General features: G+C 64.5%; 12 protein-coding genes and 1 pseudogene. 6 read left to right on the plus strand and 7 right to left on the minus strand.

Going from position 1 to position 12,419, the window contains the following annotated elements:
* Positions 1–223: 223 nt before the first annotated feature.
* Positions 224–1,237 carry an NAD-dependent epimerase gene (locus ACB032_RS17035; protein WP_371138390.1) on the plus strand — a complete coding sequence of 338 codons (1,014 nt, stop codon included), beginning with the start codon at positions 224–226 and terminating at the stop codon, positions 1,235–1,237.
* A 5-nt stretch (positions 1,238–1,242) separates the two neighbouring features.
* Here the strand turns inward: ACB032_RS17035 and ACB032_RS17040 are convergent, their stop codons facing one another.
* The 4 genes and pseudogenes from ACB032_RS17040 to xapA form a co-directional block, all read right to left on the minus strand.
* A complete protein-coding gene (locus ACB032_RS17040) occupies positions 1,243–2,154 on the minus strand; it encodes a DMT family transporter (RefSeq protein WP_224479999.1) in 912 nt (303 codons plus the stop codon).
* A 56-nt stretch (positions 2,155–2,210) separates the two neighbouring features.
* Positions 2,211–2,859: pseudogene (locus ACB032_RS17045) on the minus strand (deoxyribose-phosphate aldolase).
* 62 nt (positions 2,860–2,921) lie between these two features.
* Positions 2,922–4,181, minus strand: a complete 1,260-nt coding sequence (locus ACB032_RS17050; protein ID WP_060388665.1) for a NupC/NupG family nucleoside CNT transporter — start codon at positions 4,179–4,181, stop codon at positions 2,922–2,924.
* A 25-nt stretch (positions 4,182–4,206) separates the two neighbouring features.
* Positions 4,207–5,034, minus strand: a complete 828-nt coding sequence (gene xapA, locus ACB032_RS17055; RefSeq protein WP_049047680.1) for a xanthosine phosphorylase — start codon at positions 5,032–5,034, stop codon at positions 4,207–4,209.
* A gap of 330 nt (positions 5,035–5,364) precedes the next feature.
* Here xapA and ACB032_RS17060 point away from each other — a divergent pair, with 330 nt between their 5' ends.
* Positions 5,365–6,303, plus strand: a complete 939-nt coding sequence (locus ACB032_RS17060) for a LysR family transcriptional regulator (RefSeq protein WP_371138391.1) — start codon at positions 5,365–5,367, stop codon at positions 6,301–6,303.
* A gap of 251 nt (positions 6,304–6,554) precedes the next feature.
* Positions 6,555–6,743: a hypothetical protein gene (locus ACB032_RS17065; protein ID WP_202002196.1), complete on the plus strand. Its 189-nt coding sequence runs from the start codon at positions 6,555–6,557 to the stop codon at positions 6,741–6,743.
* A gap of 35 nt (positions 6,744–6,778) precedes the next feature.
* Here ACB032_RS17065 and ACB032_RS17070 read toward each other — a convergent pair whose 3' ends face one another.
* Entirely contained in the window at positions 6,779–7,150 is a 372-nt protein-coding gene (locus tag ACB032_RS17070) for a hypothetical protein (RefSeq protein WP_371138392.1), read from the minus strand.
* Positions 7,151–7,331: 181 nt separating this feature from the next.
* Here ACB032_RS17070 and ACB032_RS17075 point away from each other — a divergent pair, with 181 nt between their 5' ends.
* Together ACB032_RS17075 and ACB032_RS17080 are read left to right on the plus strand one after the other, a co-directional pair.
* Positions 7,332–8,186 (plus strand): lytic transglycosylase domain-containing protein, encoded by an 855-nt coding sequence (locus ACB032_RS17075; protein WP_029303826.1) that lies wholly within the window; start codon positions 7,332–7,334, stop codon positions 8,184–8,186.
* A 108-nt stretch (positions 8,187–8,294) separates the two neighbouring features.
* On the plus strand, positions 8,295–9,131 hold the full coding sequence (locus ACB032_RS17080) for a 5'-methylthioadenosine nucleosidase (RefSeq protein WP_371138393.1): 837 nt from the start codon (positions 8,295–8,297) through the stop codon (positions 9,129–9,131).
* Between the two features lie 90 nt (positions 9,132–9,221).
* Here ACB032_RS17080 and ACB032_RS17085 read toward each other — a convergent pair whose 3' ends face one another.
* Together ACB032_RS17085 and ACB032_RS17090 are read right to left on the minus strand one after the other, a co-directional pair.
* Positions 9,222–9,731 carry a YgjV family protein gene (locus ACB032_RS17085; RefSeq protein WP_371138394.1) on the minus strand — a complete coding sequence of 170 codons (510 nt, stop codon included), beginning with the start codon at positions 9,729–9,731 and terminating at the stop codon, positions 9,222–9,224.
* 57 nt (positions 9,732–9,788) lie between these two features.
* A complete protein-coding gene (locus ACB032_RS17090; protein ID WP_371138395.1) occupies positions 9,789–10,364 on the minus strand; it encodes a Crp/Fnr family transcriptional regulator in 576 nt (191 codons plus the stop codon).
* Between the two features lie 240 nt (positions 10,365–10,604).
* On the opposite strand from ACB032_RS17090, the gene ettA reads away from it, so the two are divergent.
* A complete protein-coding gene (gene ettA, locus ACB032_RS17095) occupies positions 10,605–12,272 on the plus strand; it encodes an energy-dependent translational throttle protein EttA (protein WP_016349627.1) in 1,668 nt (555 codons plus the stop codon).
* The last annotated feature ends 147 nt before the right edge of the window (positions 12,273–12,419 follow it).

Consider the following 12,419-nt stretch of genomic DNA (forward strand, 5'->3'; position numbering starts at 1 on the left):
GCGACCATGATCACAATAGTTGCCGCCCACGCCCCGTTTTGGTGCCTGTCATTCTCCATTGACAGCCGCTGCACCAAGATGCAGCATGCCGCGCCTGAGCCGCCGCCCGTCGCGCCGACACCGGCGGTTTGCCATGGCACAGACGCGCCGGCTCTGCTACAAAGCGCGCAGCCCCTTTTCCCATCACCGTCAGGAGCCCCATGATCTGCACAGGACCCCAACCATGAAGTATCTGGTCACCGGCGTCGCCGGCTTTATCGGTTTTCACGTGGCCAGACGGCTGTGCGAGGCGGGTCATCAGGTGGTGGGGCTGGACAACCTCAACGACTACTACGAGGTGAGCCTCAAGGAGGCTCGTCTGGCGATGCTGACCCCCTTCCCCCATTTTCGCTTCGTGCAGGGCGAGCTGGCGGACCAGGCCGGCATGGCCGCCCTGTTTGCCGAGGGGCAGTTCGAGCGGGTGATCCACCTGGGCGCCCAGGCGGGGGTGCGCCACTCGCTGGAAAACCCGTTTGCCTACAGCGAGAGCAACCTCACCGGCATGCTGACGGTGCTGGAGGGGTGCCGCCAGCACGACATTCGGCATCTGATCTACGCCTCCTCCAGCTCGGTCTACGGCATGGGCGAGCAGTTACCGTTCAGTGCCGATCAGCAGGTGGACCACCCGGTCTCCCTCTATGCCGCCACCAAGAAGAGCGGCGAGCTGATGGCCCACGCCTACTCGGCGCTCTACGGTCTGCCCACCACGGGGCTGCGCTTTTTCACCGTCTACGGCCCCTGGGGCCGGCCCGACATGGCCATCGCCAAGTTCACCCGCGCCATCCTGGCGGGCGAGCCCATCGACGTCTACAACCAGGGCGATCTCAGCCGCGACTTCACCTTCATCGACGACATCGTCGAGGGGATCCTCGCCGTCGCCGAGCTGCCGCCCCGCCCCAACCCTCACTGGCACGCCGGCGAGCAGAGTCCGGCCGAGAGCGCCGCGCCTTACCGCATCCTCAACATCGGCCATGGCCAGCCGGTGCGGCTGCTCGACTTCATCGAGGCGCTGGAACAGGTGCTGGACAAGCCCGCCATCAAGCGGATGCTGCCGATGCAGGCGGGCGACATGCACGCCACCTGGGCCGACAGCCAGCCCCTCCACACCCTCACTGGCCTGCGCCCCGCCACCTCCATCAAGGAAGGGGTCGCCGCGTTCGTGCGCTGGTATCTCGACTACTACCAGCCCGCCCGCTGACCCATTCAGGCACGGCGTGCCTGCCGAGCGGGCACCAGCACCATGACCGCCATGGTCAGCAGCACGCCGAGCACGCCCCAGCCCACCTGCCGCCAGATCACCTCCTCCCCGCTCAGCATGCCAATCAACAGCACCAGCACCGGGATCAGGTAGGTGTAGGCCGAGACCTGCTCCGGCTGCAGCACCACGCTCCCCTGCTGGAACAGAAAGAAGCTGAGCGCCGTGGCAAACAGCGCCAGATAGGCAAGGCCGAGCCAGAGTGGCAGCGACACCTGCTGCCAGTCGGTTGTCAGCAGCCGCGGCGCAGCCACCAGGGTGAGCAGCAGCGTGGCGCAGATCAGGGTCCAGCAGGTGAGGTGGGCAAACGACTCGCCCCGGTAGTAGCGCTTCACCAGTATGGGGTTGAGCGCCATCCCCACGCAGCCGAGCAGATAGATGCGGTTGCTGGGGGTGAGGCTCAGGCTCGCCAGCTGACTCAGCTCACCGCGAAAGATGATGAGAGCGGCCGCCACCATGCCCCCCAGCAAGGCGAACGCCATCGACCAGCCGATGCGACGCTGCAGCACAAGCATGCTGGCCAGCGCGCTGATGAGGGGTACCGTGGTGTAGAGCGCGCTGGCATCGAGGGCGCTGGTCTCCTGCAGTGCCACGAACATGGCGACGAAGTAGCAGAGGGCCGGCAGCGAGATGAGGGTATAACGCCCCAGATCCCGCAGCGCAGGCAGCACCAGACGGCGCTGACACGCCAGCAGTATCACGAAGGTGAGCGCCGCCAGCAGGTAGCGCGCCCAGGTGACCACCAGCGGGTCCAGCACCGCGGTGAGGGCACTGCCGATGGGGAAAGAGAGGCTGATGAGCAGGGTGAACAGCAGCACCTTGCCGTGGGCCTGCACGAAATGAAAACGGGGATGGGACATGGCATGCACCTGTGCAAAGGGGCGCCCCGCCGGGCGCCGGACTGGATGGGAATGATTCAATAACTGCCGTCGGCAGCAACCGGCTTCTTGCCCTCGATAGTGGCCAGCAACTGGCCGAGCAGGCTGGAGGCACCGAAGCGAAAGCGATCGGCAACCAGCCACTCATCGCCAAAGAGTGCGGCCGCCATGGCCAGATACTCTCCCGCCTCCTGCGCACCTTTCACCCCGCCAGCCGCCTTGAAGCCCACCCGGTTCTGCGCACCACACTCGGCGATGGCCGCCAGCATGGTGCGGCACGCCTCGGGGGTGGCATTGACCGGCACCTTGCCGGTGGAGGTCTTGATGAAATCGGCCCCCTCCTCGATGGCAAGCAGGGAGGCGGCGCGGATAAGCGCGGGCTCCTGCAGCTCACCGGATTCGATGATCACCTTGAGCAGCCGCGTCCCGCACAACGCCTTGCAGCCGCGCACCAGCGCCCGGGCGGGTGCCCTGCGCCGCCAGGGTGAGCCTGGCCAGCCCCACGAAGCGCGGATAGATACAGACCGCAGCGGTGTTGCCGACCGGGGTCTGCGCCTGATGGCAGAGGGCGATGATGCGCGCGTCGTGGTCATCGTCGTTGAGGCTGGTGAGATCCATCAAGTGGATGGCTCGGCTGGCGGCCTCGGTAGCAGCGCAGGCAGGTGCAAAAGCAGTAGCAGGAATCATGGAAGGCTCCTTTCGGGATAAGAAAGGGGCGCCGCAGCGCCCCGAGATAAAGGATGGGACGCTCAGGCCAGGGAGAAGAAGATCCCGGCGATGGCGGCGCTCATCAGGTTGGAACAGGTGGCAGCCAGCACGGTACGCAGGCCGTAGCGGGCGATGAAGTCGGTGCGGGAGGGGCAGAGGGTGCCGAGGCCACCGATCAGGATCCCCATGGAGGCCAGGTTGGCAAAGCCGCACAGGGCGAAGCTGATGATCACCTTGGACTTCTCCTCCAGCACCTGCAGGCCGGCGGCGGTCACAGTGCTGGCGTCTTTCAGGTAGGGGGAGAGGTCGCTGTAGGCGACAAACTCGTTCACTACCAGCTTTTTGCCGATCATGGCGCCGGCGATGCCGATGTCCGCCAGCGGCACGCCGAGCAGGAAGGCGAGCGGCGAGAAGATCCAGCCCAGGATGAGTTCGAGGGAGAGCGGCATGCCCACCATCTCCCCCACCCCGCCCAGCAGGGTGTTGACCAGGGTCACCAGCCCGATCATGGCGATCAGCATGGCGCCGATGGCCGCCGCCAGCTTGAGGCCGCTGCTGGCCCCCTCGCCTGCCGCCGCCAGCACGTTCTCCGGCTTCTTGCCATCAAACTGGATGCTGTTGTCGAACACATAGTCCGGCTGGCTGGTTTCGGGGATGATCAGCTTGGCAAACAGGATCCCGCCCGGCGCCGCCATGAAGGAGGCGGCCAGCAGGTACTGCATGTCCACACCCATCATGGCGTAGCCCGCCAGCACGGTGCCGGAAACCGAGGCCATGCCGCCGCACATGACGGCGAAGAACTCCGAATCGCTCATCTTGGGCATGTAGGGTTTGACCACCAGCGGTGCCTCGCTCTGGCCGACGAAGACGTTGGCCACCGCCGACATGGATTCGGTCTGGGAGGTGCCGAGCAGCCGCGCCATGGCGCCGCCGATGAAGCGGATCACCAGCTGCATGATGCCGAGGTAGTAGAGCACGGCGATCAGCGCCGAGAAGAACACCACCAGCGGCAGCACGTTGAGGGCAAACACGAAGCCGATGCCGTCCACCGAGAAGTTGACCAGGTTGCCAAACAGGAAGTGGATACCCGCCTTGCCGCTTGCCAGCACGGCGTCGACCCCGTGAGCCATCCCCTCCAGCGCCCGGCGCCCCAACGGTACATAGAGCACCAGGGCACCGATGGCGACCTGCAAGGCCAGCGCCAGCCCCACGGTGCGCAGGCGAATGGCCCTGCGGTTGGTCGATGCCAGAATGGCGATGAGGATCAGCGCCGCCATACCGAGAAATCCTGCTGCAAACATAACTGACCTCCTGGTCGTTCCCTGCTTACTGGAAGTGGTGCTTGATAAAAGCGTTGATGAGGCGGATGAAGTCCGTTTCCGCCAGCTTGGCGCACTTGAGGGTCTGCTCGTGGGAGAGCTGTACGTCGCCAAGCCCCTCCGCCATGTTGGTGATGGCGCAGATGGCCAGCACCGGCAGGCCGCAGTGGGCGGCGCTGACTACCTCGGGCACCACCGACATCCCCACCACGTCGCCACCGATGATCTGCATCATGCGGATCTCGGCCGCGGTCTCGAAGCAGGGGCCGCTGTAGGAGACAAACACCCCCTGATTGACGGCGATCCCCTCCCGCTCGGCCAGCGCCAGCGCCTCGCCGCGCAACCCCTTGTCATAGGCATTGGCCAGGCTGAAGAAGCGCGGGCCGTAGGCCTCGTCATTGGCGCCCGTCATGGGGGTGCCCGGCATGGTGTTGATGTGATCGTTGAAGATGACCAGGGAGCCGACCCCGATCCGCTCCGGGCGCAGCGAGCCGGCCGCATTGGTCACCAGCAGCAGCTCGCAGCCCAACCGCTTGAAGGTGCGCACCGGGGTGGTCATCACCTTCATGGTTTCGTGTTCGTAGTAGTGGCCGCGCCCCTTCATGCAGACCACATCCACCCCGTGCAGCTTGCCGAGCACCAGCTCGCCGCTGTGGCCGGCCACCGTGCTGACCGGGAAGCCGTCCAGCTCCTCGTAGGGAATGGTGACCTTCTCCTCCAGCGCATCGGCCAGCACACCGAGGCCGGAGCCCAGGATCATGGCGGCGCGGGGGGCGAAACCCGGCTTGCGGGCGAGAATGGTGGCGACGGCGTTGAGTACCGGATCTTGTTGCATGAGCTGCACCTCTTGAGGCTGTAAATGGGACATGGCGCTCACTCTAGGGGAGGTATTGGGCGATAAAAATCGCTAAAATCGGCCTGACTATCCTGATTTTCAGCACAATTTCCTGCCGGGAGATGGCTGAAAACCAAAGGAAGCGGCATGAATGGCGCTGATTGGCCCCGTTTTGCCGCCAACCAGCCCCGGTACGGTCAAAACGGACCGGCAAAGGTGTGAGCCGGATCGACCATCCGCCGCGCAGCGGCCCTGCTGCCGCCCGCACCGGTCGCGCAAACTTTGACGGGGATCGCACCCGGTCCTCAATCAGCCACCGAAGGAGGTCGCTTGGCCCTCGACAGTCACTGGCGCGATCGCGTCACCCTCAAGATGCTGCGCTACTTCCATGCGGTGGCCAGCCAGGGACACTTCAGCCGGGCCGCCCTGCAGCTCAATGTCTCCAAGTCGCCGCTCAGCGCCCAGATCAAGGAACTCGAGTCCCTGCTGGGGCTGGCGCTGTTCGAGCGCCACACCCGCCAGGTGAGCCTCACCGCCACCGGCCGGCTGCTGCAGGCCGAGTGCGCCCTGCTGTTCGACGTGCTGGAAAGCGGCCTCAACCGGGTGGTGCAGGCGGGGCGCATGGAGCGCAACCAGATCCGCATCGGGCTGGTCAGCTCCATCTTCTGGGCCGGCTTTGGCGAAGTGATCCGCCAGTGTCACCAACGCCACCCCGAGTTCGAGATCACCTTCACCGAGCTCTCCCCCGAGCGGCAGAAACAGGCGCTCACGCGCAAGGAGATAGACCTCGGCCTCGCCCGCTTCGCCGACACCGTCAACATCCATCCGCTGCTGGCCGAGACCATCTATCGCGAGTCCATGGTGCTGGTGGTGTCGGACGAGCATCCGCTGCGGGATCGCAAGCTGGTCTCCCTGCCCGAGCTGGCGGGGGAGCCGTTCGTGCTGATGAGCCGCGCCAACTCCTCCTCTACCGATCTCATCATCAACGCCTGTCTGGTGGAGGGCTTCTACCCCCATCTCAACCAGGAGGTGGTTGAACCCAACACCCTGATGGCGGTGGTGGCCACCAGCCTGCAGGTGGCGCTGGTGCCGGCCAGCTACGCCCGCCAGAAGTGGCCCCACGTGCGCTTCATCCGGCTCGAGCAGGCGATCCCCGCCGATCTCTGCGTGCTTTATGCCCCGCCCGGCGACGGCCAGCCGGCCGCGGTGGCGATCCGCCACTTCATCGACACCATGAGCGCGCAGATGAACCGGCCGACCGCAGATTGATGAGTTAATCGGATGGCGCTTAACTACCTCCGCCCTTAGGATGGGGATGTGAAGCGGATGGCGCTTCACTGCCTCCACCTCCGCCCTTAGGATGAAAATCTGAAGTGGATGGCGCTTCACTACCTCCACCTCAGCCCTTAGGATGTGAAGCGGATGGCGGTTTGCCGGGCACCGGCTGGGGTATACTGGCCACACTTGGTGCCACACGGGCACGCATCCGCGCCCTCACCATGATGAGAAGGAGTCACCTCATGATCCGTATTCTGCTGTTGCTGGGCGCCGCCCTGTCTGCCTACGGACTGCAACAGAGCCACACCCTGGCGCCGCTGCTGAGCCTGCTCGGCCTGCTCTCGCTCTGGGTAGTGAGCGAAATTCGCCTGATGTATCGCCAGCTGCCCGCCACCGAACCGGACGAGCAGCCCTATCACCTCGACGTCTGAGGAGCCAGCAAGGCCCTCTCTTCCTCTCTCTTTGTTCATACCTGGTCAATTCCATGAAACCGACTCGTACCCTCTACTCTCTGCTGTTGCTGCTTGGCTGCCTGCACGGCGCCCCGCTGCAGGCCCGCACGCCCTGCCCGGCCGGTGATGACTGTCCGCCGGCGAACAATGGCCAGTGGCTCCCTGAACCGGGCAGTGATGGCAGTGCCGGTACCGACGGCATGGAGGGTGCTGATGGTATTGATGGCGCTGACGGTATCGATGGTGCCGATGGTGCCGATGGTGCCGATGGTGCCGATGGTGCCGATGGTGCCGATGGTGCCGATGGTGCCGATGGTGCCGATGGTGCCGATGGTGCCGATGGTGCCGATGGTGGCGAGCCTGGCCAGGGGCAGCTTATCTAGCAACCCCTTTGTTGGCGGCGACCCTTATGAGCCGTCGCCAACCCCTGCCGTATCAGCCTCGGTCATTGGTTCCATACCGTTTTGATCTCTGGATGCTCTGAACCATAACAACAGGATCCACTGGATTAATGGCGGAACAGGCCATGTTCCCCTATATCTTCTGTACCCCAACAGGAGAGAATCCATGTCGAGTTCCAGCGAAAACAGGCTGTTTTTGCTGCTTTTTTTATCGCTGTTGCTGGCCGGCACCGGGCAGGCAGCGGCGCAAAGCAGGGATTTCAGACAGGCGCCCAAGGCGCTCAGCGCACTGAAGAAAGGTCAACAGGCACAGAGTCAGGGCAACCTGACCCAGGCCATCCACTTCTACTGTGCCGCTGCCACCACGGGTAACCCGGAAGGGTATTTTCGCATCGGCCGCCTGCTCGCCACCGGCCCAGGCTCGGTTCGCAACCCCCGCATGGCCAACGCCTACCTGGCCATGGCGATCCGCCTTGGCAACCAGCAGGCAGCCCGTTACTACAACAGCCGGGTCGGCAATGCCGTGATGGGGGATCAGTGCGGCAGCGGCGTCGGCGGATCCGGCGGTTACTTCGCCGCCATCCCCACCACCCCCTTCAATCTGGAGGCCTATCTGGCCCGCCAGTCGCCCGCCAAGCAGAAGCTGGCCACCATGCTGCGCCACGCCGCCAAGCGCCACCGCATCGACGAGCGGCTGGTGCTGGCCATCGCCATCGCCGAATCCAACCTCGACAGCCGCGCCGTCTCCCCCAAGAATGCCCAGGGGCTGATGCAGCTCATTCCCGAGACCCAGCAGCGCTTCGGGGTGACCCGTCCCTTCGATCCGGAGCAGAACATCAAGGGAGGCGTGGCCTACCTCAAGTGGCTGCACACCCACTTCGACGGCAACTGGACCCTGATGTCGGCAGCCTACAACGCCGGCGAAAAATCGGTGGAGCAGTATGGCGGCATCCCCCCCTATCAGGAGACCCAGCAATATGTGCGGCGGGTGCTCTACTTCGCCGGCCACAAGCAGCCCTGAACCCGGATCCCTGCAGGCCCGCTATTGACAAAAATCACACCCGCATTTGCGCAACCGTTTTCCTTTCGGTAGGATCCGGCGCTTTCTCGCACGTTCTACAGGTAATCCATGAATTTCATTAAACGCTGCTCGCGCCTGCTCACCCTGTTTGCCCTCTTCTCCTCCGCCGTCGTGGCGGCCAATCCGGCCCCCGCCCCCATCCTGATCCAGGGGGCGATGGATGTCGAAGTCGAGACCCTGGTGGCCGTCCTCAAGGACAAGCAGGAGCTGACCGTGGGGGCGTGGACCTACTGGCAGGGCACCCTCTCGGGTTATCCGGTGGTCGTCTCCCGCACCGAGGTGGGACTGGCCAATGCCGCCGCGGCCACCACCCTCGCCATGGAGCGCTTCCAGCCGCGCCTCGTCATCAATCAGGGCACGGCGGGCGGCCACGATCCGGCGCTGCACCGGGGTGACATCGTCATCGGCACCAAGAGCTTCAACATGGGGGCCTACCGCAGTGACCTGACGCCAGCCGAGCAGGGCGTTGACCCGAGCAAATGGCACAACTTCGAGGTCACCATGCGCCTGCGTGACAACGGCAAGCTGGTGGAACACAACGCCTTTGCCGGCGACCCAGAGCTGGTAGGCCGCGCCCTCGGCATGGCCGACCGTTATCGTCACGGTCGGGTGGTCCCCGGCATCATTGGCACCGCCGACGAGTGGAACCGCCAGGTCGCCCGCATCAACTGGCTGCACCAGACCTACCAGACCGCCGCAGAAGAGATGGAAACCTCCTCCGCCGCCCTGGTGGCAGAGGCCTACAAGGTGCCCTTCGTCGGGATCCGGGTGCTCTCCAACACCGATCTGCACGGCGAGGAGTTCGATCCGCAGACCGCCATCCACTGCCAGCAGTTCGTCATCGATTACGCAAAAGCGCTCATCAACGGCTTCAACAAAGCCTGATGAGCCAGAGAGGCCGCCACTATGGCGGCTTCTTTTCTTGGTCATCCCTATCAGGCGGGACTTGGCCCACGGTTTCTCCCGCCTCCGATATCAACTCCCCGGACATGCCCTGCGCCCATAGTGGCGGTAGTAGCCCACCAGATTGCTGACCAGAAACAGCCCCTCCATCAGCGCCGCCACCGGCGACCCCACCAGCAGGTTGTTGGCCAGCCAACAGAGGGTACCCAGCAGCATCCAGCGCCGCAGCAGGCGATCATCCGGGCAAAACGCAGCCCGGGTCTGCAGCAGACTGGCCAGCAATCCCAGCAGGGCGAGCGGTCCCTGGTAGGTGGCAAGCACGGCGAGGCAGGACAACCCCATAAAGAGCCACATCAAGAGGCGGTGCGTGGCCAGCATGCTGACCACGAAGCGCAGGCTCGCCAGCCAGAGCAGCAGGGCGGCCGACGCTTGCTCCAGCAGCGCGAAATGGGCGCCATTGAGGGCGCAGGAGAGCGCCAGGCAGGCCAGAATGGCCCGGCGCGTCCGCAGCTGAAACGACAGCAGATCCAGCAGCAGCGCCAGGCTCACCACCAGTTGTGACCACAAAAACAGCGACATCATCCCCACTCCAGGCTTGTTCGAGGGGCCCAGCATGGCGGGAATGGGCAAGGCGCGGCATTAACCCGTGTTAATGCGCCGGCGGATCCGCGACAGGGTGACCGGGCTGATGCCGATGTAGTTGGCAAGCTGCACCTGAGTGAGCCGCGCCGGCCAGTGGGGGAAGGTGCGGCAGAGCTCCCGGTAGCGCTCTTCGGGGGAGTGGAGCAGCAAGAAGGCCTCCTTGCGCTCCTTGTAGCACAACTGCTGGCGCAGCAGGGCCATGCAGACCGGTTGCCAGGCGGGCTCATCCAGCAGGGCGAGCGGTACCCGCACCAACTGCAGCGCCGTGACGGCCTCCAGCTGATAGCGGGCAGGCGACCCGGTGAGCCAGCTGTCGTAGAGCAGACAGAGCTCCCCTTCGAAGTAGAACTCCTTGCAGCGCTCCTGCCCGTCCCGATTGTAGTGGCAGGCACGGGCGATGCCCCGCTCGATATAGAAAGCCGACTCCTGCATTGCCCCCTGGGCCAGCAGCGGCTGACCCGGCACCAAGGTCAAACGGGGCAGGCGGGCGGCAAGCGGCTCACCGATGGCGGGTGCCAACCCCATGGCGGCGAGGGTGGCCGACAGAGGCGGGGCTGAGGGCAGGCTGGTCATGCAAACTCCGGGGCAAACTGGGCCTTCATCATGCCAAGTTTGGCGGCCCGTTGCAGCAGGCTGTGATGGCCCCGGCAAAGGGGATGGCCGGCCGGGTGCCACCTTTGCCCCCCCTCGCCCATTGGTTTACAATCGACGGGTTTTTTGGAACCCGGTTGACCCGCGTCGACCTGGCCCCACCACGACATCAGTCTGTTAGTGCTAAGACATTAACCTGCTGAAAAGGAAGAGAATTAGCCAATGGCTCAATTTATTTACACCATGAACAGGGTCGGCAAGGTAGTGCCGCCCAAGCGTCATATTCTCAAGAACATCTCCCTCTCCTTCTTCCCGGGCGCCAAGATCGGCGTGTTGGGTCTGAACGGCGCCGGTAAATCGACCCTGCTGCGCATCATGGCAGGCATCGATACCGAGATCGAAGGGGAAGCCCGTCCGCAGCCCGGCATCAAGATCGGCTACCTGCCGCAGGAGCCGAAGCTGGATCCGGAGCAGACCGTGCGTGAAGCAGTCGAAGAGGCGGTCGGCGAGGTGAAACGCGCCATGGCCCGGCTGGACGAGGTCTATGCGGCCTACGCCGACCCGGATGCGGATTTCGACAAGCTGGCCCGCGAACAGGGCGAGCTGGAAGCCATCATCCAGGCCCAGGGCGGCCACAACATGGAAAACCAGCTGGAGCGCGCGGCCGACGCCCTGCGCCTGCCGGCCTGGGATGCCCAGATCAAGCACCTCTCCGGTGGTGAGCGCCGCCGGGTGGCGCTGTGCCGCCTGCTGCTGGAAAAACCGGACATGCTGCTGCTGGACGAACCGACCAACCACCTGGATGCGGAATCCGTGGCCTGGCTGGAGCGCTTCCTGCACGACTACGAGGGCACCGTCGTGGCCATCACCCACGACCGTTACTTCCTCGACAACGTGGCCGGCTGGATCCTGGAGCTGGACCGCGGCGAAGGCATCCCGTGGGAGGGTAACTACTCCTCCTGGCTGGAGCAAAAAGATGCCCGTCTGGCACAGGAAGCCAGCACGGAAGCGGCTCGTCGCAAGTCCATCGAGAAAGAGCTGGAGTGGGTTCGCCAGAACCCGAAAGGCCGTCAGGCCAAGTCCAAGGCCCGTATGGCTCGCTTCGAAGAGCTCAACACCAACGACTACCAGAAGCGCAACGAGACCAACGAGCTGTTCATTCCGCCCGGACCGCGCCTCGGCGACAAGGTGGTGGAGGTGGCCAACCTCTGCAAGTCCTACGGCGACCGCCAGCTGATAGACGACCTCTCCTTCTCCATTCCGAAGGGGGCCATCGTCGGCATCATCGGTCCGAACGGGGCCGGTAAATCGACCCTGTTCCGCATGATGTCGGGTCAGGAGCAGCCGGACTCCGGTTCCATCACCCTGGGTGAGACCGTGGTGCTGGCCTCGGTGGATCAGTTCCGCGACAGCATGAACGACAAGAAGACGGTCTTCGAGGAAGTGGCCGACGGCCAGGACATCCTGCGCATCGGCAACTACGAGTTCCCGAGCCGCGCCTACATCGGCCGCTTCAACTTCAAGGGCGCCGATCAGCAGAAGCGGGTCGGCGAGCTGTCCGGTGGTGAACGCGGCCGTCTGCACCTGGCCAAGCTGCTGCAGACCGGCGGCAACGTGCTGCTGCTGGATGAACCGACCAACGATCTGGACATCGAAACCCTGCGCGCCCTCGAGAACGCCCTGCTGGAGTTCCCGGGTTGCGCCATGGTCATCTCCCACGACCGCTGGTTCCTCGACCGCATCGCCACCCACATCCTGGACTACCAGGACGAGGGCAAGATCGCCTTCTTCGAGGGCAACTTCACCGAATACGAAGAGTGGAAGAAGAAGACCTACGGCGCCGAGGCCATCCAGCCGCATCGCGCCAAATACAAGCGCATCGCCAAGTAACAGGGTAAACAAGTGCGGCTGCTGCATCAGCCCCACCGTTCCCACCACGACAAGCACATCGCCAAGTACACCGGCACATGCCACAAGGGGAGCCCAGGCTCCCCTTTCTTGTGCCCGATCGCTTACAATCCAAGACGGATACCTTAT

The organism is Aeromonas sp. S5(2024) (genome assembly GCF_041403025.1).
GTDB classification, from domain to species: Bacteria; Pseudomonadota; Gammaproteobacteria; order Enterobacterales; family Aeromonadaceae; genus Aeromonas; species Aeromonas hydrophila.